At 69.5% G+C, this 24,553-nt stretch carries 25 protein-coding genes; 20 read left to right on the forward strand and 5 right to left on the reverse strand.

Annotation, left to right across the window (positions count from 1 at the left end; all coding sequences use genetic code 11):
• Positions 1 to 4 precede the first annotated feature (4 nt).
• The 4 genes from ACFT32_RS18435 (at position 5) to ACFT32_RS18450 (ending at position 3,443) form a co-directional block, all read left to right on the forward strand.
• Entirely contained in the window at positions 5 to 916 is a 912-nt protein-coding gene (locus ACFT32_RS18435) for an anti-sigma factor RsbA family regulatory protein (RefSeq protein ID WP_382490172.1), read from the forward strand.
• A 97-nt stretch (positions 917 to 1,013) separates the two neighbouring features.
• Positions 1,014 to 1,496, forward strand: a complete 483-nt coding sequence (locus ACFT32_RS18440; RefSeq protein ID WP_382490174.1) for an ATP-binding protein — start codon at positions 1,014 to 1,016, stop codon at positions 1,494 to 1,496.
• A 157-nt stretch (positions 1,497 to 1,653) separates the two neighbouring features.
• Complete coding sequence (locus ACFT32_RS18445; protein ID WP_382490176.1) at positions 1,654 to 2,970, forward strand: Nramp family divalent metal transporter; 1,317 nt, start codon at positions 1,654 to 1,656, stop codon at positions 2,968 to 2,970.
• Between the two features lie 17 nt (positions 2,971 to 2,987).
• Positions 2,988 to 3,443, forward strand: a complete 456-nt coding sequence (locus tag ACFT32_RS18450; RefSeq protein ID WP_382490178.1) for a hypothetical protein — start codon at positions 2,988 to 2,990, stop codon at positions 3,441 to 3,443.
• 15 nt (positions 3,444 to 3,458) lie between these two features.
• Here the strand turns inward: ACFT32_RS18450 and ACFT32_RS18455 are convergent, their stop codons facing one another.
• The 5 genes from ACFT32_RS18455 to ACFT32_RS18475 are packed head-to-tail and all read right to left on the reverse strand — an operon-like array spanning position 3,459 to position 8,143.
• Positions 3,459 to 5,147, reverse strand: coding sequence for a chitinase (locus ACFT32_RS18455; RefSeq protein WP_382490180.1), 1,689 nt, complete (start codon positions 5,145 to 5,147; stop codon positions 3,459 to 3,461).
• A gap of 32 nt (positions 5,148 to 5,179) precedes the next feature.
• On the reverse strand, positions 5,180 to 5,569 hold the full coding sequence (locus tag ACFT32_RS18460; RefSeq protein ID WP_382490182.1) for a hypothetical protein: 390 nt from the start codon (positions 5,567 to 5,569) through the stop codon (positions 5,180 to 5,182).
• Positions 5,569 to 6,000, reverse strand: a complete 432-nt coding sequence (locus ACFT32_RS18465) for a DUF3592 domain-containing protein (RefSeq protein WP_382490183.1) — start codon at positions 5,998 to 6,000, stop codon at positions 5,569 to 5,571. Before ACFT32_RS18465 ends, ACFT32_RS18460 begins: the two co-directional genes overlap by 1 nt.
• Before the next feature lie 2 nt (positions 6,001 to 6,002).
• A complete protein-coding gene (locus ACFT32_RS18470; protein ID WP_382490185.1) occupies positions 6,003 to 6,563 on the reverse strand; it encodes a hypothetical protein in 561 nt (186 codons plus the stop codon).
• Between the two features lie 20 nt (positions 6,564 to 6,583).
• A complete protein-coding gene (locus tag ACFT32_RS18475; RefSeq protein WP_382490187.1) occupies positions 6,584 to 8,143 on the reverse strand; it encodes a Flp family type IVb pilin in 1,560 nt (519 codons plus the stop codon).
• Positions 8,144 to 8,525: 382 nt separating this feature from the next.
• Between ACFT32_RS18475 and ACFT32_RS18480 the strand changes: the two genes are divergently transcribed.
• The 16 genes from ACFT32_RS18480 (at position 8,526) to ACFT32_RS18555 (ending at position 24,071) form a co-directional block, all read left to right on the forward strand.
• Positions 8,526 to 9,359, forward strand: a complete 834-nt coding sequence (locus ACFT32_RS18480) for a hypothetical protein (protein WP_382490751.1) — start codon at positions 8,526 to 8,528, stop codon at positions 9,357 to 9,359.
• A gap of 70 nt (positions 9,360 to 9,429) precedes the next feature.
• Complete coding sequence (gene cpaB, locus ACFT32_RS18485; protein ID WP_193481760.1) at positions 9,430 to 10,137, forward strand: Flp pilus assembly protein CpaB; 708 nt, start codon at positions 9,430 to 9,432, stop codon at positions 10,135 to 10,137.
• A gap of 9 nt (positions 10,138 to 10,146) precedes the next feature.
• Positions 10,147 to 11,400, forward strand: a complete 1,254-nt coding sequence (locus ACFT32_RS18490; RefSeq protein WP_382490189.1) for a CpaE family protein — start codon at positions 10,147 to 10,149, stop codon at positions 11,398 to 11,400.
• Entirely contained in the window at positions 11,397 to 11,777 is a 381-nt protein-coding gene (locus ACFT32_RS18495) for a pilus assembly protein (RefSeq protein WP_382490191.1), read from the forward strand. The genes ACFT32_RS18490 and ACFT32_RS18495 overlap by 4 nt, the downstream gene beginning before the upstream one ends.
• Position 11,778: 1 nt before the next feature.
• Positions 11,779 to 12,135: a TadE/TadG family type IV pilus assembly protein gene (locus tag ACFT32_RS18500; RefSeq protein WP_382490193.1), complete on the forward strand. Its 357-nt coding sequence runs from the start codon at positions 11,779 to 11,781 to the stop codon at positions 12,133 to 12,135.
• A gap of 16 nt (positions 12,136 to 12,151) precedes the next feature.
• Positions 12,152 to 13,489 carry a CpaF family protein gene (locus tag ACFT32_RS18505; protein ID WP_189722970.1) on the forward strand — a complete coding sequence of 446 codons (1,338 nt, stop codon included), beginning with the start codon at positions 12,152 to 12,154 and terminating at the stop codon, positions 13,487 to 13,489.
• Positions 13,490 to 13,498: 9 nt separating this feature from the next.
• Complete coding sequence (locus ACFT32_RS18510) at positions 13,499 to 14,443, forward strand: type II secretion system F family protein (RefSeq protein ID WP_382490194.1); 945 nt, start codon at positions 13,499 to 13,501, stop codon at positions 14,441 to 14,443.
• A 22-nt stretch (positions 14,444 to 14,465) separates the two neighbouring features.
• Complete coding sequence (locus tag ACFT32_RS18515) at positions 14,466 to 15,353, forward strand: DUF5936 domain-containing protein (protein ID WP_382490196.1); 888 nt, start codon at positions 14,466 to 14,468, stop codon at positions 15,351 to 15,353.
• A gap of 11 nt (positions 15,354 to 15,364) precedes the next feature.
• Positions 15,365 to 16,975: a histidine kinase gene (locus ACFT32_RS18520; protein WP_382490197.1), complete on the forward strand. Its 1,611-nt coding sequence runs from the start codon at positions 15,365 to 15,367 to the stop codon at positions 16,973 to 16,975.
• Between the two features lie 25 nt (positions 16,976 to 17,000).
• On the forward strand, positions 17,001 to 17,969 hold the full coding sequence (locus ACFT32_RS18525) for a response regulator (protein WP_382490198.1): 969 nt from the start codon (positions 17,001 to 17,003) through the stop codon (positions 17,967 to 17,969).
• Between the two features lie 145 nt (positions 17,970 to 18,114).
• On the forward strand, positions 18,115 to 18,348 hold the full coding sequence (locus ACFT32_RS18530) for a hypothetical protein (protein ID WP_382490200.1): 234 nt from the start codon (positions 18,115 to 18,117) through the stop codon (positions 18,346 to 18,348).
• Positions 18,345 to 18,965 carry a pilus assembly protein TadG-related protein gene (locus ACFT32_RS18535; protein ID WP_382490202.1) on the forward strand — a complete coding sequence of 207 codons (621 nt, stop codon included), beginning with the start codon at positions 18,345 to 18,347 and terminating at the stop codon, positions 18,963 to 18,965. Before ACFT32_RS18530 ends, ACFT32_RS18535 begins: the two co-directional genes overlap by 4 nt.
• 16 nt (positions 18,966 to 18,981) lie before the next feature.
• Positions 18,982 to 19,563: a hypothetical protein gene (locus ACFT32_RS18540; RefSeq protein ID WP_382490204.1), complete on the forward strand. Its 582-nt coding sequence runs from the start codon at positions 18,982 to 18,984 to the stop codon at positions 19,561 to 19,563.
• A gap of 7 nt (positions 19,564 to 19,570) precedes the next feature.
• Positions 19,571 to 20,224: an OmpA family protein gene (locus tag ACFT32_RS18545; RefSeq protein WP_382490206.1), complete on the forward strand. Its 654-nt coding sequence runs from the start codon at positions 19,571 to 19,573 to the stop codon at positions 20,222 to 20,224.
• 254 nt (positions 20,225 to 20,478) lie between these two features.
• Entirely contained in the window at positions 20,479 to 23,007 is a 2,529-nt protein-coding gene (locus ACFT32_RS18550; protein WP_382490208.1) for a hypothetical protein, read from the forward strand.
• Positions 23,004 to 24,071, forward strand: a complete 1,068-nt coding sequence (locus ACFT32_RS18555) for a hypothetical protein (RefSeq protein ID WP_382490210.1) — start codon at positions 23,004 to 23,006, stop codon at positions 24,069 to 24,071. Before ACFT32_RS18550 ends, ACFT32_RS18555 begins: the two co-directional genes overlap by 4 nt.
• Positions 24,072 to 24,553 lie beyond the last annotated feature (482 nt).

Below are 24,553 nucleotides of genomic sequence, written 5' to 3' on the forward strand. Positions count from 1 at the left end.
ACACATGACCGTCCGACAGCCCTCCACACCCTCCCCGTTCGACCACCGCATGGCCGTCTTCGACTCCGACGAGGACTTCGTGGCCGCCGCCCTGCCCTTCCTCGGCGAAGGCCTCGCCGCCCCCGGCGAACCACCGCCCGTGGCCATCGCCGACCCCCGCAACCTGGACCTGCTCCGGGACGCCCTAGGCGGTGACGCGAAGGACATCACCTGCATCCCGCACACCGACTGGTACACCGGCTCCGCCGCCAACGCCGTCGCCCGGGCCGCCTCCTACCTCGCCGCCCACGCCGGTCCGGGCGGCCGGATCCACCTCCTCATGGAGCCCGTGTGGAGCGGCCGCGCCGGCCGTTCGACCCGCGAGACCACCGAGTGGATCCGCTACGAGGCCCTCGCCAACCCCCTGTTCGGCCCCATGGCCACCACCGCCCTGTGCGCCTACGACACCCGCACCGCCGGGCCCGCCGTCGTCGCCGCGGCCCGCCGCACCCACCCCGACACCGAGGTGTACCAGGACCCGGTACGGCTCGCGGCCGAACTCGACGCCGTACCGCTGCCGCTGCCCCCGATCGGCGCCGAGCGCCTCGCACAGCCGCACGCCGCGGCCGTGCAGTCCTGGGCGGAGAACCGCGGACTGCCCGCCGCGGACGCCGAGCTGTTCGCCACGGCCGTCGCGGAGACCGCGGCGGCCCTGGCCCCCCTCGACGGCACCGCCCTGCTGTGGGGAGAGGCGCCCGCCTGCGTCTGCGAACTGCGCTCGGCCCGCCGGATCGACGACCCGCTCGCCGGCTTCGTCCCGCCGCCGGCCACCGGCCCGGAACCCGGACCGGGCCTGTGGTACGCCCGCCAGGTGTGCGCCTACGTCGACATCCGCGACGACTCCGAGGGAGCAACGGTCCGCCTCCAGTACGCCTGACGCCGCCACCGCACACCGCCCCCACCTGCACAAGCAGGTAGGGGATCGGGTAGTCCTCCCCCTGCGCCGGACCGCCCCCGGGGATCACCCTGGACCCATGCTGCAACTCTCCGGGCGCCACCTCCCGGACCCCGACGCACGGTACGGTCCGTTCCCCCAGCCACCTCTGGGAGCGGGCCACCTGAGCGTCGAGTACGCGCCCCGGCTCTCCGCCGTCCGCGAGGCACGCGCGGAGGTCCGCAGGCAGTTGGAAGGCTGGGGGCTCGCGGAGCACGGTGAGGTGGCGGACGTGGCCGAACTGCTCGTCGGCGAACTCGCCACCAACGCCCTGGTGCACGCCGAGAGCGGCTTCCGGCTGACCCTCTTCGCCGCGCACGGCGTACTGCGCTGCGAGGTCGCCGACGCGGAGCGCCGGGTGCCGCGGGTGCTGGAGGCGGGCACCGGGGAGAACGGCCGTGGGATGTTCCTGGTGGACGCGCTCGCCCAGCGCTGGGGCTGCCACCGGGACGGGCCGGGCAAGACCGTGTGGTTCGAGCTCGGCACGTGTGGGGCGGACGGCTGTGGTCGGCGACAGCCGTAGCGCTCCGCTGGGTGGGCCATGGCGGTTCGTTGTTGCCGCCTTGGCCTGTTCCCGGGCCGCGGGCTGGTTGTGGCTTGTCGCGCAGTTCCCCGCGCCCCTGAGGCGATCGCCTCACGCCCTCTTGTCGGTCCGGCCTCTTTGATGTTTCTTGACCTGCATGGCGGATACCACGGGCAACACCACGGAGAACGAAGCCCAGCAGTCACCTCAGCCCCGTAAGGGCAGTTGGAAGCACATCGGGCCGGGGATCGTCGTCGCGGCGACCGGTGTCGGTGCCGGTGACCTGGTCGCCACGCTCATCGCGGGCAGCAACTTCGGCTACACCCTCCTGTGGGCCGCGATCATCGGCTGCCTGGTGAAAATCTCGCTGGCCGAGGCGGCGGGCCGCTTCCATCTGGCCACGGGGCGCACCCTGTTCGACGGCTGGGCGAGCCTCGGCCGCTGGACCACGTGGTTCTTCGCCGTGTACGTCGTGGTCTGGGGCTTCGTCTACGGCGCGGCGGCGATGTCGTCGAGCGCGCTGCCGCTGCAGGCGCTGTTCCCCGACGTGATGGACCTGAAGTGGTGGGGCATCGCCTGCGGTCTGGTCGGTCTGGTCTTCGTCTGGTTCAACAAGTACGCCGTGTTCGAGAAGGTCATGACGGTCCTGGTGGGCGTCATGTTCGTGGTGACGGTGTATCTGGCGATCCGGGTCACCCCGAACCTCCTCGACGCCTTCGCCGGTCTCCTCCCGGTGCTGCCCGACGAGAAGGACTCGATCCTCAACACCCTGGGCCTGATCGGCGGCGTCGGCGGCACGATCACGCTCGCGGCGTACGGCTACTGGGTCAACGCCAAGGGCTGGACCGACGCCGGCTGGATGAAGGTCATGCGCCTGGACAACCGCGTCGCCTACGCCACGACCGGCATCTTCGTGATCGCCATGCTCTTCGTCGGCGCGGAGCTCCTCCACTCGGCGAACGTCGCCATCGCGAGCGGCGACAAGGGCCTGATCCAGCTGACCGACATCCTGGAGGAGGAGTACGGCGGTGCCACCGCCAAGTTCTTCCTGATCGGCTTCTTCGCCACGTCGTTCACCTCGCTGATCGGCGTCTGGCACGGCGTCAGCCTGATGTTCGCCGACTTCGTGGCACGGCTGTCGGGCAAGGAGGCCGCCAAGGGCGAGGAGGTCGCCTCCGGCAAGCGCGAGCGCTCCTGGCCCTTCCGCGCCTACCTGCTCTGGCTCACCTTCCCGCCCATGGTCCTGCTCTTCCAGGGCCAGCCCTTCCGCCTGATCATCATCTACGGTGTCCTGGGCGCGGCCTTCATGCCCTTCCTGGCCCTGACCCTGATCTGGCTCCTCAACTCGGCCCGCACTCCCCGCGAATGGCGCAACGGCCATCTGAGCAACGCCATGCTCGTCATCGCGGGCCTGCTGTTCCTGGTCCTGTGCTTGAAGCAGATCTGGGACCAGCCGTGGGGGGAGTTCTTCTAGGCAGGGAGAATCGAGGGATGACCGAGCAGCCACCTCCACCCCCCGGCCCCGGCTTCGGCCCGCCCCCGCCGCAGTACGCCCCGGGGCCACCCCCGTACGCGCCCGCGCAGCCCTCCTACGCGCCCCCGCCCGCCCCGTACCCGCCCGCACCACCCCCGTACGCCCAGACCCCGCCCCAGCAACCGGCACCGGCCGGCCCGGACTTCCTCGCCGTCGACAAACGCAACGCGGTCGTCGTCGACGCGACGGGCGTCGCCTTCGAGTCGTCCGGCCAGTCGATCGAGTTCCGCTGGCCCGAGATCCGCGGTGTCCACTACCGGGCGAGCCCCGACGGCAAGGCCCTGATGGTCTCGGTGGTCCATATGGACGGCAGGTTCTACGAGTGCGTGGTGGAGGCCAAGCCCAGGACGCGGCTCCAGGAGTGGTTCCCGCAGCTGGCCTGGGTCCTTGGCCATTACCGGCCGATGGGCTGACGGCGTCCGGCGCTGCTACGGCAGCCCGTGGACGTGCGGCCCGACCGCGTTCGACCAGGCGTTGCCCGCCGTCGCGTCCCAGTTGGTCGACCAGGTCATCGCGCCCCGCAGGTCGGGATACGTCCGCGAGGGTTTGAAGGATCCGCACCCGGTGCCCTTGGTCAGGCAGTCCAGGGCGTTGTTCACGACCGACGGCGACACATAGCCGCTTCCCGCGCCCCGGGTCGAGGCGGGCAGGCCGAGCCCGACCTGGGACGGGGCGAGGCCGCCCTCCAGCTGGATGCAGGCCAGGGCGGTCAGGAAGTCCACCGAGCCCTGGCTGTACACCTTGCCGTCGCAGCCCAGCATGGAACCGCTGTTGTAGTACTGCATGTTGACGACCGTGAGGATGTCCTTGATGTTCAGGGCCGTCTGGAAGTAGGAGTTCGACGTCGACTGCATGTCGATGGTCTGCGGTGCCATCGTGATGATCAGCGACGAGCCCGCCTTCGCCGACAGCGACCGCAGCGCCTGTGTCATATAGGTCGCGTTGAGGCCGTTCTCCAGGTCGATGTCGACGCCGTCGAAGCCGTAGGTCTGCATCAGTGAGTGCACCGAGTTCGCGAAGTTCGCCGCCGAGGCCGCGTCGTTCACCGCCACCGTGCCGCGCTCACCGCCGACCGAGACGATGACCTTCTTGCCGGCGGCCTGCTTGGCCCTGATGTCGGCCTTGAACTGGTCGACGGTGTAGCCGCCGAGACCGGCCGAGTCCAGGTTGAAGGTCACCGCGCCCGGCGTCGAGGTGGCGTCCGCGAAGGCGACGGCGATGATGTCGTACTGGGACTGGACGTCGGCGAGCTTCTGGACCGTGGCCCCGTTGTCGAAGTTCTGCCAGTAGCCGGTCACCGCGTGCTTGGGCAGGGCGGGGCCGGGACCGGTCGGCGCGTTCGTCCGGCCCGTCACCGCCGCCGACTTCGGCGATTCGCCCGCCGCGTTGGTCGCCGCGACCTGGAAGGAGTACGACGTGGAGGCCGCGAGGCCGGTCACCGTCGCCGAGGTGCCGGAGACGGCCGTCACTTTCGTGCCGTCGCGGTAGACGGTGTAACCCGTCGCCCCGGAGACCGTGTTCCACGCCAGGGACACCGACGAGGACGAGGTTCCGGAGATGTTCAGACCGCCCGGCGTGGCCGGGACCGTGGGGCCGGGGTCGGTGCCGCCGCCCCCGTCGGGCCCGAACACGGACACGTCGTCCGCGTAGTACGCGGCCTGCCCGTACCAGCCGTGTGTGTACACCGTCACCGAGGTCGTCGACGAGCCCGTCCGGAAGGTCGTCGAGAGCTGCTTCCAGGAGGAGGAGTCCGGGGTCCAGGTCGACACGTCGGTCGTGCCCGTGCCCGAGACACCGAGGTAGGCGTATCCGCCCCGGACCCAGGCGCCCAGGGTGTAGGTCGAGCCGGGTTTCACCCGCACCGTCTGGGCGCACCGGGCGTTGTCCTGCCCCGCCGGGGTCCCCTTCAGCGCGGCCGTGCCGGCGTGCACCGGTGAGGAGACTGCCGCACCGCTGCCCGCGGAGCAGGTCCAGTCGCTCAGGCCCGACTCGAAGCCGGCGTTCCTGGCGTTGTTGACGTCGGCGGCGGACGCCTGGCCGACGGTCGTGACAGTGAGGGCCAGGGCAGCCGTGACGGCACCCGACCACAGCCGCATGGATCGTCTGTGTCTGGACATGACAAGAAAAATGGTCCAGACCAGATCCACTGTCAAGAGGTCCAGACCAACCTGTCGAGCAGCAGTCCCACCGCACAACCCGCCAGCAGCACCCCGGTGGACATCCAGAACGCCGGGCCCGCCAGATCCAGCACATCGGGCCGCAGCGTCAGCAGCAGCACCTGCGCCGCCGCCGGAACCGCGCACGCCGCCACCAGATGCCGCGCCGGCATCTCCCGCCACGGCTCCGGATGCACCCGAGCCGCCGCCCACGTCGCGAGCACGACACACACCAGGTTCGGCAGATGCACCAGCCCCAGCGCGGCCCCGAACGAACCGACGCCCCGCGGACCGACCAAGGGGCCGTACACCAGCGTCATCTGGACGTACTCGCTGACGACGAGGACGACGATGCCGACGGCCCAGCAGCGGACGAGAGTCATCAACCACTCCCGAAGATCTCGAAGTAGAGAAGAATCGCGAAGCCCAGCGCGGCCATGCCGCAGCCCGCGACCAGGGCCAGCGACTGGAGCACGGGGGACCAGCTGCCCCGGCCCGCCACCGTCGCCGTGCCCCGCGGATCGCGCGGGTCGTAGGTGACGGTCACCGCGGTGCCCTCCGTCGTCGACCAGCCCGCCAGGTCCTCGAACTCGACCCGTGTGCCGTCGGCCGTACGGAAGGCGAAGAAGTGCCGCCTGGCGTCGGAGCGGTTGTACGGCTCCGTCTCCACCCGGACACACTCGCCCTCCGCCCGGACACCGGCGCGCAGCACCCGCGTCACCGTCACCAGCCGGCGCGCGTACTTCCACACCAGCGCGCCGAACAGCGCGACCAGCAGCGCGAGTACGACGTATCCGGCGCCCGGCACCTCCACGGTCAGCGCACCTCGACCGAGTCGATGATCCGGTCCAGGTCCCCGTCCGGCAGGGTGCCCCGCTGGGCGTCGATCCGGATCGCGAAGGTGGTGTCCTTCGAGTCGAGCCCGGCGAGGATCACGCCCTCGACCGGGGTGCCCTTGGACGGGCCGCCGTCCTCGCCGGTCGCCTTGAAGGTGAAGTCGATCCGCCTGGCCTCGTCCGTGCCGGCCAGCTCCACGTCCTTCTGGCCCTTGACGTCCGCGCCCAGCTGGATGCCCGCCTCGGCGGCGATCGCCGCCTGCTCGGCGGAGTTCGCCTCGGTGAAGCCGAGCTGCACGGTGACGACCGAGACCTTCTTCCCGTCCTGTGTGCGCACCGCGGCGGCCGCGTTGTGCTTGCCCCGCTCGGCGGCGCTCTGCTCCTCGTACCCCTTCGGATACGACACGTCGACACCCTTCGTCTTCAGCGTCCCCCAGCCGTCGGGCACGGAGGCCCCGCCGGAACCGGAGCTCCCGCAGCCGGTGAGGGCCACGGCGGTCAGCAGGGCGGCGGCGGCCAGGCAGGCACGGCGGGTCTTCATCGGATCGGGCTCCCGTCTCGTCAGTTCGCACAGTAGCTGTAGGGAAGGTAGGAGCGACCGTCCCCGCGGGGCGCCCCCAGGAACTGGGCATCGGTCAGTGTCTCCGACTTCTTCTCCGTGCTGATCGTCATGCCCAGACTGAGCCCGAGATTCAACTCGAAGCCGTACTCGGCCGCGTTCACCTCGCCCGTGTACGTCATCCGGCTCGACTTTCCCTGGTCGAACATCAGCTGCCCGAAGGGGTCGTCGGCGCCCGGCCGGGCCGTCGGCGCGTGATCGTCGAACATGTACTTGAAAGGCGTGGCGACCTGCTCGTTGTTGCTGTCCAGCCAGCGCTCGCCGACCGCCCGGTCCTTGTCGCCGGCCGGGCCGGGGTCGAAGGTGACGGTGTTGGTGACGATCTCGATACCCGTCCCCGAGTCGGTGCCCTTCACCCCGGCGTTCCCGCCCCGCTTGTCGCCGTCCTTCTTGCCGTTGTCGCCACCGGCCTTGGCCCCGTCCTTCTGACCGCCCTTCTCGACGGTCCGGGTCATGTCGATCCGCACCAGCTTGTTGGTCTTCTTGTCGTAGGTGACCGTGATGGTGCCGGTCTGCGTCGTGTTCGCCGCGTACTCGCCGCTGAGCGGCCCCGCCTCGTAGCCCACCTTGGAGCCGTACTCGATGGACGAGGAGTAGGTGTACGACTTGGTGTTCTTGTAGGCGTTGTCCGTCCAGGTCACGTCGGGGGAGTACTTGAAGGAGCCGCCGAGCGCGGCGCTCAGCTTCTTCTCGTCGCCGGCCGAGATCTTCAGGCCGGCCGACGCCGAGGCCTCCAGGCCCACCTTGCCGTAGGTGATCTTCCGGTTGTCGCCGAGGTTCTCCTTGATGCGGTTCTGGGTGTCCTCCTCGTCCTTGAGGGGTCCCGTCCCGAAGAGATAGGCGATCGAGTCACCGAGGCTCGCCTCCGCGCCGCCGGGCATGGTGCGCCGCATCTCGTACATCTGGAGCTTCTCCACGTCGTCCCGGAACCGCTGGGCCTCCTCCGGGCTCTGGAAGACCCAGGTGTCGCCGTTGGTCACCTTGATGCCGAGCCCCAGCTCCACCTTGTCGGCGCCGAACCGGCCCACCTTCATGCCCGGCTTGAAGTCCTTCTTCGCGGCGACGGACGCGGCGTCGGTGAAGGTCAGATAGACCAACTGGTCCTTGTCGTCGACCTTGCCGTCACCGTTGACGTCCGTCTTGGCCTTCAGATGCTGCTCCTGGAAGCCGTACTCCTTGCCGATCTCCCAGAAGAAGATCTTCGCCTTGGAGCCCGCCTTGTCGGTGACGGAGGAGACCTGGCACAGCGCCGGCTCGAAGTCGGCGTCGGTGAGCGGCTTGCCCGGCCCGGTCGTGCCCGCCCCGCAGTCGCCGCCGCCCGCGACCTTGCAGACCTGCGCGGCGATCCTGTCGTAGATCAGCTGCCCCACGCCGGTGGCCGAGACCGCGAGCACGATCGCGGCACTGACGACGACCATCCCGAGATACTCGGTGCCCGTCGCGCCGCGGTCGTCGAAGACCAGTCTGTCCCTGTACGTCCGTATGCCGCCCCCGCCAGCCATACGGCACCCCTCCTCGCCCGAACCACGTATCCGTGGACGGCGAGCGTAGGGACGCGCCCCCGCACCGGGCGTGGGCCTCAGGGCCCAAACGGAGACCCACCGTCAACGCTGGGCCCTCTGGGCCCACCGCCCGGGACCCCCCGAGCCCGCGCCGGCGACCGGCGAGATGCTCAACCTGCCCCGTTTTGACGCATCTTGTGCAACGACAGTTGCTCTCCAGCTACACAAACGCTGTTCTCCGGTCACAGAGCCGTGGATACAGTGCTGAGGTAGTCACGCAGTGAAGTCACCGAAGTGTGCCGGAGTCACACCGGCGCGCCGACGGGCATGGGGAAACGGGGAGCTGCGCGTGCCAACTGCCATTGCCGTGACGAGTGCCGACATGGCGCTGCCGCCACAGGACGAACGCACCCTGCCCGCCGTCGTGCTGCGGGACATCGACCGGCGCCCCCTGGAACAGGCGCTCGCCGAGATGCAGACCCTGGTCGAGCAGCACGGACACGTGATCGTGGTGTGCTCCCAGGCCGCGCCCACCGCCGTACAGCGCCGGCTGCACACCCTGCGTTCCCTCATGGAGAGCGACCGCATCGCCCTCTTCCGCCCGGACCTGCCCCCGCTCGGACTGGCGGTCCTGGCCCGCCAGTTAAGACAGCTGGCGTCCTGCGACATCAGCCCCGGCGTGCTCGCCTCGGCAGGCCGGCTGCTCGTCCACTACATCCATGCCGGGGCGCTGCTCAACTCCGTCACCCGGCTCGACCGCGTCCCCGTCGGCCTGAAATCGCACGCCAAGTCCTGGGTCCCGGGCAGCCAGTTCGGCGTCCTCGCCCACCCCGAGCCGCAGCTCGTCAGAATCACCCCCGAAGCCGCCCTCCCCGGCCCCGAGTTCGGCACCTGGATGCTGGTCGCCAAGGGACAGCTCCAGTCCGACTGGGTCACCGCCACCCTCGCCCCCTCCTGGAAGGTGCAGGGGCTGCGCGAGATCCCGCTGCCGGCCGAGTCGCCCGGCTGGTGGGGCACCGGCAAGCTGATCGAGTTCTGCAGCTATCTGCCCGACCTGTCGGTCCTCTACCAGCTGGTCACCTCCGTACGGCGCAGCAGTTGCCACTGGTGCGGCATCGACGTCATCGGCGACCGCTGTGTGTTCTGTTCGGCCACACCACCCGACTACGACAGCCCGCCCCTCAAACAGCTCGAGAACCGAACGGCCGTCGGGTGAGCCCTGACACCGCTCGCCGAAACCGCTCCGATCCCGATCGACCGCTATCCCCAACGAGGTTGTACGGTTCATGAATTCCCGTCAGCGCCGCGGCGTGATCCTCCTGCTCCTGTCGGTCGTCTGCGCCCTGGGCGCCTTCACCGGCGTGCTCTCCGTCATAGGCGACGTGAAGTCCAAGGTCGGCCCCGAGGTCACCGCCTACCGGCTGAAATCGGACGTGCCGCCCTACACCACGCTCACCACGGGCCAGTTCGAGAAGATCAAGATGCCCGAACGGTGGCTGTCCAGCAACGCCGTCACCGATCTGCGGGAGATCCAGGGCAAGATCGCCGTCACGACGCTGCGTTCGGGCTCCCTGCTCCAGTCCGACATGATCGTCCGCCAGCCCGCCCTCCAGCCGGGCCAGCAGGAGGTCGCCATCATGATCGACGCGGCGACCGGCGTGGCCGGCAAGATCACGCCCGGCTCCTCGGTCAACGTGTACGCCACGTTCGAGGGCAAGCGCGAGGGCGACCCCGACCAGTCGAAGATCATCGTGACGAACGCCAAGGTCATCGACGTGGGCGACCTGACCGCGCTGAAGCCCGACGAGAACAACCGCACCCAGCAGCCCACCGACGCCGTCCCGATCACCTTCGCGCTGTCCGCCCTCGACGCCCAGCGCATCACCTACGCCGAGTCGTTCGCCCAGCGGGTCCGGCTCGCCCTCGTCGCGCCCGGCAGCGACACCACGGTCCCGGAGCAGGACCGGACGTACGAACTCGCGAAGGACAAGTGAGAGGCCCGCATGCCCACGAGGATCCTCCCGGCAGTCGGTGAAGCGGACGCCGTCCGGTCCATCACGACGCTGCTCAGCCAGCTCCCGGACGCCGAGCCGGTGGCCCCGGTGGGCGACTCCACCCAGCTCATCGACACCCTCGCGCGGCTCGCCGCCGAGTCCGTCGACGAGCTGCCCGAGGTCGTGGTCGTGCATGAGCGGATCGGCCCGGTGCCCGCGCTGGAGCTGATCCGCGAAGTGGCCCTGCGCTTCCCGGCCGTCGGCGTCATCCTCGTCACCTCGGACGCCAGTCCCGGCCTCTTCCAGGCCGCCATGGACTACGGCGCCCGAGGCCTCGTCGCCCTGCCCCTGAGCTACGAGGAACTGGCCAGCCGCGTCCAGGCGGTCGCCCAGTGGTCCGTCGGCGTACGGCGGCACCTGGGCGCCGGCGGCGACGTCTTCACCGGCGTCGGAGGAACCGTCGTCACCGTCAGCGGCGCCAAGGGCGGTGCCGGGGCCACCCTGACCGCCATTCAGCTGGCCCTGGCCGCCCAGGCCTCCGGCCGCAGCACCGCCCTGGTCGACATGGACCTCCAGACCGGCGACATCGCCTCCTACCTGGACGTCCAGTTCCGCCGCTCCGTCGTCGACCTGGCCGCCATCACGGACATCTCCCCGCGCGTCCTGGCCGACGCGGTCTTCCGCCACGACACCGGCCTGGCCCTGCTCCTCGCCCCGGCCGAGGGGGAACGCGGCGAGGACGTCACCGACCGCGCCGCCCGCCAGATCGTCAGCGCGCTGCGCTCCCGCTACGAGATCGTCGTCATCGACTGCGGCGCCCAGCTGAGCGGCGCGGGTGCGGCGGCCGTGGAGATGGCGGACCGGGCCCTGCTGATCACCACGCCCGACGTGATCGCCGTACGGGGCGCCAAACGGGCGGTACGGATGTGGGACCGACTGCAGATCCGCAAGGCCGAGGAGACGACCGTCGTCGTCAACCGGCACAGCCGCGGTACGGAGATCCAGCCGCCCCTGATCCAGAAGATCACCGGCACGGCGGTCGCCGCCACCGTGGTCCCGGCCAACTTCAAGGAACTGCAGAGCGTCGTGGACGCGGGCCGCATCCACGAGCTGGAGAACAAGAGCGCGGTGAAGCAGGCCCTGTGGGGCCTCGCGGGAGAACTGGGCCTGGTCAAGGTCCCCGACGGTGCTCAGAAGGCGGGCCGGGGGTTCCGGGGCGGCGACCGGGGGTCGGTGAACTTTCGACGGCGGAGGGAGGGATGAACATGCCCTTGAGAGAGCGGGACCGGGGCCAGGTCACCATCGAGTTCCTCGGGATGACACCGACGATCATCGTGACGCTGATCGCGCTGTGGCAGATCGTCCTCGTGGGCTACACCTTCACGCTCGCGGGCAACGCCGCGGACGAGGCGGTACGGCAGGCGACGGCGGCGGAGCCGGGCGCGCGGCAGGGCGCGTGCGAGGCGGCCGGGCTCAAGCACCTGTCGGACGCATGGCGCTCCGGCGCCGAGGTGACCTGCGGCGGCTCCGGCTATGTGACGGCCGACGTGAAGCTGGAGGTCCCCATCCTCTTCCCGGGCACGCTCTCCGTGCCGTTCCCGGTCAGGGGCCACGCCGGTGCGGTCGAGGAGGCGGACTGAGATGGCGCGTTCCGGCAAGGACCGTGAGCGGGGCCAGGTCGCGATCGAGTACATCGGCTTCCTGCCGATCCTGCTGCTCGTCGGCCTGGCGGCCGTACAGCTCGGACTGATCGCGTACACGGCCCAGCAGGCGGGGACGGCGGCCCGGACGGGGGCGCGCAGTGCGTCGCTGGACGGTCCGTACCTGGCGGACTGCCAGGCGGCGGTGAGCAGTTGGCTGGCCGATGGGACCGACTGCGGCGCGTCGCCCGGCGCCGACGAGGTCACGGTCACCGTCACCGTGCAGATCCCGTCGCTCGTGCCCGGCTGGGACTTCGACCCGGCGGTCAAGACCGCCACGATGCCGCTCGACCACTGAACGGAGCACCGCACCCATGAGTCTGCGAGCACGCATCAACTCCCCCGAGGAGAACGGCAACCGGGGCGAGGACGGCCATATGGTCGCCTCCTACCGGGCCAAGCTCCTGGAGGAGATCGACCTCGCGGAGATGAGTTCGCTGGCCGCCGCCGAGCGCAGGGCGCGGCTGGAGCGGGTGCTCGGGCACATCATCAGCCGCGAGGGCCCGGTCCTCTCGACCGTGGAACGCTCGCAGCTGATCCGCAGGGTGGTCGACGAGGCGCTGGGCCTGGGCATCCTGGAGCCGCTCCTGGAGGACGCCTCCATCACGGAGATCATGGTGAACGGCCCGGACGCCATCTTCGTGGAGCGCGGCGGCCGGGTGGAGCAACTGCCCCTGCGCTTCGCCTCGAACGACCAGCTCATGCAGACGATCGAGCGGATCGTCTCGACGGTCAACCGCCGTGTCGACGAGTCGAACCCGATGGTCGACGCCCGCCTCCCGTCCGGCGAGCGCGTCAACGTCATCATCCCGCCCCTGTCCCTGACGGGCGCCACGCTCACGATCCGCCGCTTCCCGCGTTCCTTCACGCTCCAGGAGCTGATCGGCCTCGGCTCGCTCGACGAGCACATGCTGTACCTGCTGGCGGGCCTGGTGCAGGCGAAGTTCAACGTCATCGTCTCGGGCGCGACCGGCACCGGAAAGACGACCCTGCTGAACGCGCTGTCCGGGCTGATCCCCGGGGGCGAGCGCATTATCACCATCGAGGACTCGGCCGAACTCCAGCTCCAGCAGGCCCATGTGATCCGACTGGAGTCACGCCCGCCGAACGTCGAGGGCAAGGGCCAGGTGTCGATCCGCGACCTGGTCCGCAACTCCCTGCGCATGCGCCCCGACCGGATCGTCGTGGGTGAGGTCCGAGGCGGCGAGTCCCTGGACATGCTCCAGGCGATGTCGACGGGCCACGACGGCTCCCTGGCCACCGTCCACGCCAACAGCGCCGAGGACGCGCTGATGCGGCTGCAGACCCTGGCGTCCATGTCGGACGTGGAGATCCCCTTCGTGGCGCTGCACGACCAGATCAACAGCGCGGTGGACGTCATCGTGCAGCTGACCCGATTCGCGGACGGTGCCCGCCGCATCACCGAGATCGCCCTGATGGACAGCCACGGCAGCGACCCGTACCGGCTGGTCACGGTCGCCCGCTTCAACGCGCGGCCCATGAGCTCCGACGGCCGTATCCACGGCGCCTTCGAGTACTTCCCCGTCCCACGCCGCACCGCCGACCGCCTCTACATGGCGAGCCAGCCCCTCCCGCAGGCCTTCGGCATCGCCCGGTCCGCGGACCAGCTAGCCACCCGAGAAGCCAGGTAGGACCGACCGATGGATCTGCAAACGCTCATCACGCTCACCACGGGCGTCACCCTGCTGACGTGCGTCCTCGCGGTCGTCGGCCTGCACTCCTACGCCACGGGCAAGGCCCAGCGCCAGGCGCTCGTCGACCGCCTCTCCGCCACCGGCCAGATCCCGGTCGGCGGCCGGCGCCGGCACTTCCGCAACCTGGACCGCCGGCTGCGGCGCACCGGGCTCGGCAAGAAGCTGGAACTCCGTCTGGCGGCGACGGGCCTGGACATCACCCCGGGTGAGTTCTTCGTCTACATGCTCGCCACGGTCGCCGGCCTGTGGCTCATCGGCCAGGCGGCCCTCGCCCCGTTCTTCGGGCCGCTGGCGGGCCTGCTCGGCATCGGGGTCGCGGTGCAGTTCCTGAACTGGCAACGCCAGAAACGCATCGAGAAGTTCATCAACCAGCTCCCCGAGATGGCCCGGATCCTCGCCAACGCGACCCAGGCGGGACTGGCCCTGCGCACGGCGATCGGCATGGCGGCGGAGGAGATGGAGGCCCCGGCGGGCGAGGAACTGGGCAAGGTCTCCGCGCAGCTGGCGGTGGGCGCGTCGCTGGACGACGCACTCGACGAAATGGCGGACCGGCTCCCGTCCCGGGAACTTGTCGTCCTCGTCACCACCCTCGTCCTGTCCAACCGGGCGGGCGGCCAGGTCGTGAGCGCCCTGCGGAACCTCACGGAGACCCTGGAGGAGCGCAAGGAGACCCGACGCGAGGTCCGCACCCAGCTCTCCCAGGTCAGCATGACGTCGTACGCCGTGCCGGTCCTGGGCGTGGGCTCGCTCTTCCTGATGAACGGGGTGAAGGACGGCGCCCTGGACCGCATGACCGGCTCCCCCTTCGGCCAGGGAGCGGTCATCATCGCCTTCGCGCTCTACGCCGTCGGCTTCGTCTTCATCCGCCGCCTGTCCCGCATCGACGTCTGAGAAGCCAGGAGGGAACGGAATCATGGGACTTCTCCTCGCCCTGCTGATGGGCCTCAGCGTCTGGGGCGTCTTCGCCGGCATCCGCATGTACCGTGCCGAGGCCAAACTGCCCGGCGACCTCGCCCTCGCCCTGGAGGTCGGCTCCACGCGTACGGGAGCCGTGGACTCGCTGATCGACCGCATGGGCATGCGCTACGCGCCCGCGGTGCTGCGCCTGATGGGCCCCAAGCAGGTGGCCAAGTACCGCCGCAAGATCGACCTGGCGGGCAACCCGGGCGGCCTGACGATCGACCGCTACGCGGCCCGCCGGGCGGTCTACGGCGTCCTGGGCGGGGTCGGCTTCCTGGTCTTCCTGATGCGGGGCCAGCTCCTGGTCGCCCTCCTCCTGCTCGCCTTCGGCGCGTTCTGGACGGAGGTCGGCATCTGGTCGGCGATCCGCATCCGCAAGGACGTCATCGAACGCACCCTGCCGGACTTCCTGGACGTCCTGGCGGTCGTGGTGAGCGCCGGCCTCGGCTTCCGCCAGGCCCTGGACCGGGTCGCGTCCAAGTACGAGGGCCCCTGGGCGGACGAACTGCGCATCACCCTGCGCCAGATGGACCTCGGCATGAGCCGCCGCCAGGCCTTCGCGGAACTGCGGCGCAGGAACGACTCCGAGCAGGTCGCCATGTTCGTCACGGCGCTGCAGCAGGGCGAGGAACTGGGCGCGCCGATCGTCGACACGCTGGTGGCCCTCGCCAAGGACATGCGGCGCACGGACGCGCAGAACGCCCGCCGCAAGGCGGCCCGGGCCGTTCCCAAGGCCACGATGATGATCACGACCTTCATGGTCCCGGCCACGATGCTCCTCCTCGGCGCCGGCCTGATCCTCGGCTCGGGCACGGACTTCGGCTCGGTCACGGGCAAGTAGGAGGCGACGGCATGTCGATGACAGGGGAACGCACCGGGCTGCTGCGCCGCCGTCCCAAGACACCGGAGATCACCACGCCACCGGCGGGCACGGTCCTCCCGTCCCACGTCCGCACGGGCGCGCCGGACATCCCGGTGACGTCGGCGACGCCGGCGTTGCCGCCGGGGTGGGAGCCGGTGGAGGGGGGTCACGGGGTTCACGGGATTCAAGGCGTCCGGGACGGTCAGGGGCAGGCGGAGGGCGGTCCGGTCCCGCACGCGAACGGCCGGTCAGCCGCCGACGGCGCCGAGCCCCGGCCGGGGCCACCCGCACCCGACAACGAAAGCCGCACGGGCGGTGCGGGTGGTAACCCCATCCCGGCCGAAGGCCGGGACACGGACACCCTCACCAGCCCCGCGATCGACATCCAGGTCAACGCCCTACAGGCATTGTCCCGACAGGTCTTCGGCTTCCGCCTGGCCATGATCGCCCTGGCCACCCCCACCGCACTCCTCAACGCCAACGAGGGCTTCCCCACCCGCCTCGTAGGCGCAGCCGTAGTCGTCACCTTCATGACCTCCTACGCCCTCTTCAGGGACTGGGAACGCTTCGGCCCCCTCCTCCTCCGCCACCCCACCCTCCTCGCCGCGGACACCCTCTTCGGCGCCCTCCTCCTCATCTCCGCAGGCCCCGACAGCACCCTCGCCTACGTCAGCGTCTGCACCCCCCTCCTGGCCGGCCTCGTCTACGGCTGGCGAGGCGCGGCCGTCTTCGCCAGCCTCCAGGCCCTGCTCCTGCTCCTCATCCACGCGGCACAGGAGAACCCACCCCCCGGCCTCGCGGAGGCGACCCTCCTGCCCGGCCTCTGCGTCGTCGCCGGCGCCGTCGGCTCCAGCCTCCGCAACCTCATGCTCCGCTTCGGCGCGGCCACCCAGGCCCTCACCACCGTCCAGGCCCGGCTCGCCGTAACGGAAGCGGTCAGCGCCGAACGCGCCCGGCTGGCCCGCGAGATGCACGACTCGGTGGCCAAGACCCTGCACGGTGTGGCGCTGGCCGCCGACGGCCTCGAAGGCTCCACGGGCGCCGACCGGATGAACCCGATCCTGATCAGACAGCAGGCGGCACTCGTCGCCCGCTCGGCCCGCCGGGCAGCGGCCGAATCCCGCGAACTCCTGGCGGACCTACGCCGCGAATCGGACCCGGCCCAGGCCACGGACGTCCTGGTCGAACTCGCCGCCCGCACTCGCGACTTCAGCACCCGCACCGGCTTTCCCGCCGTCTACCGCCCCACCGGCGAGCACTCAGTACCGCCCGTCCCACCCGCGGTGGCCCGCCAGCTCCTCACCATCGCCTCGGAAGCAATGGAGAACGCCCACCGCCACGCACACCCCAGCCGCGTCGACGTCAGCGCGGGCGTCCACGGCGACCTGCTCCGCATCAGCGTGTACGACGACGGACGCGGCCTCCCGCCCGGCACCACGCTCGAACAACTCCGCCGGGCGGGCCACTTCGGCCTGGTCGGCATGGTCGAACGCGCCGCCTCGGTGGGTGCCCGCATCCGCATCGGCCGCGGCGGCCACCCCCAGGGCACGGAAGTCCGCCTGGAACTCCCTCTGGCCGCCCTGACCACCCCCACCGCATAACCCACGACACGAGAGGAGGCCCCCGATGCCGGACCAGCCGCTCCCACTCCCACCCCCCGGTGCACCACAGCCGCCGCAGAACCCGTTCGCCGACCTCCCGGGGCCCGCACAGCCGAGCCGCACCCTCAGGGTCGTCGTGGCGGACGACAACCCCGTGGTCCGGGCCGGCCTCACCGCGCTCCTCTCCGGCCGCGCGGACATCACGGTCGTAGCGGAAGCGGCCGACGGCCGCCAGGCCTACGAGGCCGCCCACCAGCACCGCCCGGACGTAGTCCTCCTGGACGTCCGTATGCCCGGCGTGGACGGCATCTCGGCACTCCCGTACCTGGTGGGGATCGCCCCGGTCGTGATGCTGACGTACAGCAGGGAGTCGGAGATCGTCCAGGAGGCACTGCGCCGAGGAGCGGGCGGCTACCTGGTCCACGGCGAGTTCACGGCCGACCAGCTGGTCGAGGCCGTACGGGACATCAAGGAGGGCAGGGCCCACTTCACCCCCACGGCGGCGGGCGCCCTGCTGGCCCAACTCCGCCAGGACCAGCCGCCGACGCCACCTCTCCCCGAGGGCCTGGGCCAGTCATCAAATGCGACTGCATACGGAATTTCCCCCTCCGCAAACCCGCATACACAATCTCAACCACCCACTCCACCAGCGGCTTTCAGCCCGCCCCCCGTCCCACCCTCACCCATTTCTCCAGAAAACCTTTCGCAAGTGCAACCGCATGTGGGACAGTCATCGTCTGGATGGACGACGAGTGGCCGTCCGGCCGCTCCGGACAGGTCGCGGTTCCAACTGAGCACGAGGGAGGCGGAGATCATGGACCTCATCGCGTCCGGCATGAACAACCAGCAGATCGCCGCCACGTGCTTCATCAGCGAGAAGACCGTCAAGAACCACATCAACCGCATCTTCGCCAAACTCCACAGCACCAGCCGCTCCGAGGCCGCCGCGAAATGGATCGGCACGGCACCGGACTCACACCGAGGACTGGGGTGACCTCCGGTGACGGTCTGGGCAAAGAGCCGGTCGGGCCCGCGCGATTGGGCCCGGAATTGGGCCCTGGGGCCCTCTCACGGACGGGATGTCCCGCCGTACGTTCCTCCTGTCGAAAGCGACACAGCCGAAACCGGAGGGGAACACCATGAGCGACCTGATGCTGAAGACCGCCGTCGCGACCAAGGTCCGCGTGAACGGCTGGAAGAACACCACGGCCGCGGCGATGCAGCGCCGCGCCGGCGACAAGGGGCAGACGGCGGTCGAGTACCTGGGCATCATCGCGGTGGTGGTGGCGATCGTGCTGGCTATCACGGGTACGGACATCGGGCAGACGATCCTCGACAAGATCAAGGCGCAGGTTGCCAAGGTCGCCCCTTGACGCGACTTCGCAGGTACGGCGATGCAGGGCAGGCATTCCCCATCTACATCACTGTGGTGGGGGGCCTGCTCTTTCTCGCATTCGCCTACTTCGCTGTCGGCCAGGCGGCGGCAAATCGGAACGGCGCCCAGACGGCGGCCGACGCGGCAGTTCTCGCAGCGGCTCAGGACAGGCGGGACCAACTCGCGGGCGCATGGGTGAAGGATCTACTCGACCCGACCAAGTGGCAGGCCATCTTCGACGGCAACGCAGATGGACTCGTCCCCTCGTGCTGGCGTGCACATGAGCTGGCCGCACAAAACGATGCCAGTGTGGACGGCTGTGAGCCGGAAGGCTTCTTGGGTTTCACGGTCGAGATCGAAACGAACAAGTCCGTAGGGGACTCCATTGTTCCCGGTACGGCGGAATACCAGGCCAACGCCACCGCCACCGCCGTGATCGAGCCTCTGTGCACGTTCGAGCCCCCGGGCGAGGGCGGCAATGAGAAACCACTGCCCGCGCTCACCTGTGAGGACGGCAGGGAATGGGACCTCGACGAGGATGAGCCCGAGACCGTCCCGAAACCCGAGGACCTCTTCGATGTCCACTTGGCCGACCGACAAGCGAACGACGAGTGATGAAGGAAGCAGACTGATGAGCATTCGGTTCACTGCGAAGGCCCGCAGGGGGATGGTCGCGCTGACCGTTGCGACTGGCTTGGCCCTCGGTGTGGCCGGCTGCGGCGGCGGTGGAAGTGACGACAAGAAGCCCGACAAGTCGGCGTCCGCCTCCAAAGACGGTGGAACCAGGCCGAGTGCTCAGGAAGGGACGTCTGAGGAGCCGCTGGCCGAGATGAAGGGGCCACAAGGCCTGTTCCTCCAAGTCACCTCCGCCACGCGCGACTCCGGTGGATTCGTCACGGTGAACGGCAACCTCAAGAACGATGGCTCGGAGACGGTGGTTGTCCCTTCCAACCTGAGCGGGAACGAGACGGAGATCATCAAAAACGGCAGCTCGCTGGGTGGCGCCACGTTGGTGGACTCCAAGGGGAAGAAGCGCTACTACGTCCTTCGCGACACGGACGGCCGACCCCTCACCACCACGGGCTTGCCCACTCTCAAGGCAGGCGAATCCGTCCCGGTGTTTATGCAGTTCCCCTCTCCGCCAACCAATGCGACCGACGTCGGCCTGCAGCTTCCGGGCTTCCCCACCGCCACTATCGCGATCTCCGGATGAGGGCCCCATGACTGTCATCCGCACCCCAGCTCAGGCGGGAACACCCCGTCTCGCCCTGACCCTCACGGCAGCCACCGTCCTGGTCGCCACGAACCTCTTCGGCGCCGTGTCGGCCCGGGCTGATGAAGGCCCCAGCGTGCCCCCCGGCACAGAGGCGACGGCCACAGCGCCCGTCGAACTCGATCCGAACGACCCGGACCTGAAGATTCCGGACGGCGCAACCCTCGCCGAACCCAAGGTCCTCGACATCAAACAGGTCGTAGAAGACCAAAGCGGCGACGAACGCCGAGAAGACACCAACGCCGACGTCAAGTTCGCCCTTCAGGCCGAAGTCCTCTTCGGCAAGGACAGCGCGAAGCTCAGCGCCGAGGCGAAGTCCCGTATCTCCGCGATCGCCGAGGAGATCAAGACACAGAACGCGACGAAGATCCGCGTCTTCGGCTTCACGGACAACCTCGGTTCCTCCGCGCACGGCGACGTCCTGTCCAGAGAACGCGCAGACGCCGTACAGAACGTCCTGGACCAGGAACTGACCGACTCCGACGTCACCTACGAGGTACGCGGCTACGGCGAGCAGTACCCGATCGCGGACAACTCCACGGAGGCCGGCCGCAAGAAGAACCGCCGGGTCGAGGTCTCCTTCCCGCGCACGGAGACCTGAGTCATCAGCACCCACTCAACCGGGGCCCGTCTCGCGCCACCACAGGCAGGGACGGGCCCTGCGGTTCAAGTTGGGCCAAGGGTGGGCCCGGGGGCCCATGTGTCAGTGTTCGATCCTCATTAGCCTCAGCCGGGCGCCCGCTTTGAATGCCGCCCGCTGAACCGAGGTCACACATGTCCGGTGCCGGTAACTCGATACCCCCGCACGGGATTTGGGGTGCGCAGAACACCCCCTCCTGGGACCGGCGTTCGCCGTTGCCACGGGAACTGGGCTGGGCGCAGGTACTGCTGTGGGTGCAGTTCGCGCTGACGGTGATGTACGTGATCACCGTGCTGTCGGTGGTGTCGTACTACTCCGGGGAGATCTTCGGGATCCTGGTGTACGACTCGCTGCCCAGTGTGGCGGGGGTCTACCTGGCCCGGCGCCTGTGGCGGGGCGGGGTGTGGACGAGCCGCGCACTGATCGCCGTACAGGCGTGGATCGTGTGGCTGTCGTTCGGCACGCTGATGCACGGTGATCTGCGAGGCATCACGCAGGCGGCGATGCCGGTGGCGGTCATCGTGCTGTTGCGTCGGGCCCGGTCGCGGGAGTGGTTCGAAGCCGCTCCTCAGGACAGGGAGGAGCGACGGGCGTTCAGTCTGGCGAGGATGATCCGCTGGCGCCGGGACGACGGCCAGACCGCAGTGGAGTACGCGGGGCTCGTAGCGGTCGTCGCCGCGATCATCCTTGCGCTGTCGGTGGGCGGCCTCGGCGGGCGCATCGCCGACGGCATCCAGTCGGCGGTCTGCTCGGTGACGGGCACGGCCTGCGCCGCTCCGCAGGGCGATGGTACGGAGACGGGTGCGGCCGGGGACGACGACGATGCCCGCGACGGTGGTCCGGACGCCGGCGCCGACGGCGGCAACGGCGCCGACCCGGACAGCGGCGTGGATGCGGACGGCGGTGCGGGGGCAGACCGTGGTACGGGCGCGAACGGCGAGACGGGTGCCGAAGGCGGCTCGGGCACCCAGGGCGGTTCTGGTGAACAGGGAGGCACGGGCGCCGGTGGTGGCACGGGCGGCAACAACAGCAGCGGCCGTCCGGCGTCGTCGACCCAGATCATCACCAATGAGGGCGCGGAGCCGGGCGACACGGTTCCGCTCGCTCCGGGTCCCTTCGACAACAAGTCGCTCTGGGACGACGTACATGACCAGGAACGCCACGACAGGACGTTCATGGACCACGTCCGGGGCTTCTTCGTGGCCCCGACCAAGAGCTTCCTGGCCAGCACCATGGACTTGGTCAGCGACCCCGTCGGCTCGGTCAAGGACACCTGGAACGGCCTGAAGGGCTACACCACGAATTGGTGGGGCGACAAGACCGACGAGTTGGGCAAGGAGTGGGACAAGGGGAACTACCTCTCCTCCGTATGGGGCTGGGTCAACTCGCCCGAGGACTTCGTGTCCGACCTGGCGATCGACACGTTCGTCGACAAGGAGAACTGGGAGAAGGGCAACTACGGCGCCTCCATCGGCAACACCGTGGTCAACGTCGTCGGCATCTTCAGCCCGAAGACCATCACGAAGTTCACCAAGTTCAAGAAGCTGGCCGAGGTCGGAGAATCCCTCGACAAGGCGGCCGACGCGGCCGAGAAGGCCCGCAAGGCGGCCAAGGCGGGCGACTTCGACGGTGCGACGAAGGCCGCGGACGAGGCCAGGAAGCACGCCGACGAGGCGAAGAAGAAGGCCGAAAAGAACGGTAGCTGCACGATCGCGATCGGGCGCGTCCCGTACGGCGGCGGCCTGCGCGGAGTTTCGGGCTCTGGCACCGGCGTCCTGGCGGCCCCGCAGGGCGGCCGGATCGTCGTCGCCGAAGGAGGCGGAAAGGAGTGCACGGGCGACGACGCCGACGATGCGCGCCAGGCCCAGCAGGAGGCGCTGGACGCGCGGGCCGATGTGCTGCGGGAGCAGATCAGGGCGTACAAGCGGCTCCCGCAGGGCGAGAAAGTCAACCTGCAGGAGGCCCAGCTCGAGAACCTGCTCAAGCGGGCAAAGGACGATGTCGACCCGAACTCCAAGGACATCAGCAAGAAGGAGGCGGCGGACGCCATCGCCGACGTCTCGGAGCTGGTGAACCAGAAGAACATCCACAACACCAGCAGGGAGAAGCTCGCCGCCAAGGTGCTGAACTCCAAGACCAAGGACCAGCTCGCCGAGAACCTCGCCGAGGCGAACGTTACGAAGCGTATGGCGCGGGGCGAGGCGGCGGATGGCAGCACGGTGTACTCGGACATCGGCGACAGTGACGAGCGCAGGAAGAAGCGCGAGTCGCCGCTACGACCAGACGGCTTGGGCGGCGAGATCGACGTCACGGGAATCCCGGACGCCGACGTGGCCTACCGTGGCAAGGACGGCAAGGTGCACGTCGTGGAGGTCAAGAACACGGGGAACGCGACGACCAAGGGCTCCATAGCCACACAGGTGGACAGGCTGGGCGCGTGGCAGAGAGCGGAGCCGGGCCGCGTCGCCCGCTACGAGATCGCCTCCACCAGGGGGTGGCAGAAGATCTTCGACGGGTTCAAGCCGCCGAAGCGAGGCGAGGGTGCTCCTCCAGGAACCCCGGCCTCCAGGATGGCCCAAAATGAAGTCGGCGCCCGCATCGCCGGCCAGGAGGTGACTCCTGCGCAGCTCAAGGCCATGAACGACGCCTGGAATGCCAAGAGCGAGGCGGAGAAGTACGAGGCTCTAAGCTCCGGCAAGATGAAGGATCCGAAGACCGCGATGGGGTACCTGGGGGTCTCATGACGTACGACGAGGAGCACGCGGAGGTTCCCGAGGACCGCGCAACTGCGCTCCTCGGAGAGTTGGAGACTGCGCTCGCCGCTGCCCCGCCGAGAGACAGCGGCTGGCCGGACGAGTTGGAGGACCTCTGGGATCGGGCCCAGGAGGAGCCCGGTCTCCCGCTCACCGACGAGCAGCGTCAACACTTCGCGGCCCGGCGGGAACGCTGGGAGGCTTCGTCCAAGGTCCAGCGGTTGCTGTGGTCGCTGCGGGAGGCCGTGCATCGATGTGAGCTCCGGGCCGCTTCCCGGGCCGCCGCGCTTGCCGAGCTGGGCGTACACGCCGGTCTGGGTGGCTACGACAACATCTGGCTGCTCCGCGATCTCGGCCGCCCGCACGGTGAGGAGGTGCTGGCGCGCCTCGTGATGGACGAGTCGGTGGCCGAAGGCGACCGTCGGGAGGCCCGCGAGTGGCTCGCGAGGCTGAGGAGACCGGACTACGAGGCACGGGCGGCTCGTCCTGCCGACGGCGAGGACTTGCTCCTGCCCAAGGTGGTACGCGATCTGACATGCAGCTGGGCCGGCGGCTGGGAGCTGGAGGACGAACCGACACCGGAGCGCCTCGCCCAAGCGAGGGCCGTTCTCGAAGCGCTGCTGCCCGACGAACGGCTGGCCTCGGAGGAACCTCCCGAATGGGAGGGAAAGTGGCTGGACGATGCGGAGGACCGGCCCGCGTGGCTGGAAGTCGAGATGGTCCTCGTCCCCCTGATGCTCGACGCGCGGTTGGTCACGCGGGAGCGTCTGATCTGGGCCTGGTACGAGTGTGAGCGACTGGGCATCGACTTGGAGGACACGAACCCCGAGGCGTTCGCCGAGCGGTGGGCTGCGCGCATTGCCGCACATCTGGCACGGGGAATGCTCGAATGGCTGTGGCGGGAGGGCTGCTTCGCTCAGTGGGCCCTGGACCTCGCCATGCGCTACATCGACCGGAACGTCGCAGTGGCCGAGGCGACGCGACTGCTCTCCGAGGCGGCGGAGGCAGGCTCCCAGTGGGGGCCTCCAGCAGGTGGTCGGCCTTGCCCGCCTTGATGTGCCCGATGAGCCGTACGCTCGGGATGCTGCCGGGGCGCGGACGGAGAGCGACTTGTGGACACTTACCTGCTGCCCGCTGCCATGCGCGAGCTGCCACCGCCTTGGCACGATCTGACATACCGCAGGTCTCAGACTCTGGAGGCACTTGTCCCCACGGAGGAGAGACGTGAGCAGGCCCGGCACGTGCTGCGCGCGTGCCTGCCCGACCGACGGCAGAGTGTGCACGACTGGGACGAGGAACTACGGGATTTCTACGACGACCGCGATGACCACACCTTGGACGAGGCAGACGCCTGGCTGACCCGAGTCATGCCGACCACGTCTCAGGTCACTCGGGAGCGAGTGGTGCAGGTGGTCGGAGCCTGGGCTGACATGGGGATCCCCACGGTGCCTGAGCCACCGACTGAACAGTGGGTCGACGGAGTGGCGGCGGAGTGGGCCGCCTCGGTGCGGCAGGCCCTGGTGTACGACGCCTTCTC

It is taken from the genome of Streptomyces sp. NPDC057002, from assembly GCF_042673825.1.
Taxonomy (GTDB): domain Bacteria; phylum Actinomycetota; class Actinomycetes; order Streptomycetales; family Streptomycetaceae; genus Streptomyces.

Coding starts and splice junctions, on each gene's coding strand:
- ACFT32_RS18435 (WP_382490172.1), top strand. CDS start 5: ATGACCGTCCGACAGCCCTCCACACCCTCCCCGTTCGACCACCGCATG.
- ACFT32_RS18440 (WP_382490174.1), top strand. CDS start 1,014: ATGCTGCAACTCTCCGGGCGCCACCTCCCGGACCCCGACGCACGGTAC.
- ACFT32_RS18445 (WP_382490176.1), top strand. CDS start 1,654: ATGGCGGATACCACGGGCAACACCACGGAGAACGAAGCCCAGCAGTCA.
- ACFT32_RS18450 (WP_382490178.1), top strand. CDS start 2,988: ATGACCGAGCAGCCACCTCCACCCCCCGGCCCCGGCTTCGGCCCGCCC.
- ACFT32_RS18455 (WP_382490180.1), bottom strand. CDS start 5,147: ATGTCCAGACACAGACGATCCATGCGGCTGTGGTCGGGTGCCGTCACG.
- ACFT32_RS18460 (WP_382490182.1), bottom strand. CDS start 5,569: ATGACTCTCGTCCGCTGCTGGGCCGTCGGCATCGTCGTCCTCGTCGTC.
- ACFT32_RS18470 (WP_382490185.1), bottom strand. CDS start 6,563: ATGAAGACCCGCCGTGCCTGCCTGGCCGCCGCCGCCCTGCTGACCGCC.
- ACFT32_RS18475 (WP_382490187.1), bottom strand. CDS start 8,143: ATGGCTGGCGGGGGCGGCATACGGACGTACAGGGACAGACTGGTCTTC.
- ACFT32_RS18480 (WP_382490751.1), top strand. CDS start 8,526: ATGGCGCTGCCGCCACAGGACGAACGCACCCTGCCCGCCGTCGTGCTG.
- cpaB (WP_193481760.1), top strand. CDS start 9,430: ATGAATTCCCGTCAGCGCCGCGGCGTGATCCTCCTGCTCCTGTCGGTC.
- ACFT32_RS18490 (WP_382490189.1), top strand. CDS start 10,147: ATGCCCACGAGGATCCTCCCGGCAGTCGGTGAAGCGGACGCCGTCCGG.
- ACFT32_RS18495 (WP_382490191.1), top strand. CDS start 11,397: ATGAACATGCCCTTGAGAGAGCGGGACCGGGGCCAGGTCACCATCGAG.
- ACFT32_RS18500 (WP_382490193.1), top strand. CDS start 11,779: ATGGCGCGTTCCGGCAAGGACCGTGAGCGGGGCCAGGTCGCGATCGAG.
- ACFT32_RS18505 (WP_189722970.1), top strand. CDS start 12,152: ATGAGTCTGCGAGCACGCATCAACTCCCCCGAGGAGAACGGCAACCGG.
- ACFT32_RS18510 (WP_382490194.1), top strand. CDS start 13,499: ATGGATCTGCAAACGCTCATCACGCTCACCACGGGCGTCACCCTGCTG.
- ACFT32_RS18515 (WP_382490196.1), top strand. CDS start 14,466: ATGGGACTTCTCCTCGCCCTGCTGATGGGCCTCAGCGTCTGGGGCGTC.
- ACFT32_RS18520 (WP_382490197.1), top strand. CDS start 15,365: ATGTCGATGACAGGGGAACGCACCGGGCTGCTGCGCCGCCGTCCCAAG.
- ACFT32_RS18525 (WP_382490198.1), top strand. CDS start 17,001: ATGCCGGACCAGCCGCTCCCACTCCCACCCCCCGGTGCACCACAGCCG.
- ACFT32_RS18530 (WP_382490200.1), top strand. CDS start 18,115: ATGAGCGACCTGATGCTGAAGACCGCCGTCGCGACCAAGGTCCGCGTG.
- ACFT32_RS18540 (WP_382490204.1), top strand. CDS start 18,982: ATGAGCATTCGGTTCACTGCGAAGGCCCGCAGGGGGATGGTCGCGCTG.
- ACFT32_RS18545 (WP_382490206.1), top strand. CDS start 19,571: ATGACTGTCATCCGCACCCCAGCTCAGGCGGGAACACCCCGTCTCGCC.
- ACFT32_RS18555 (WP_382490210.1), top strand. CDS start 23,004: ATGACGTACGACGAGGAGCACGCGGAGGTTCCCGAGGACCGCGCAACT.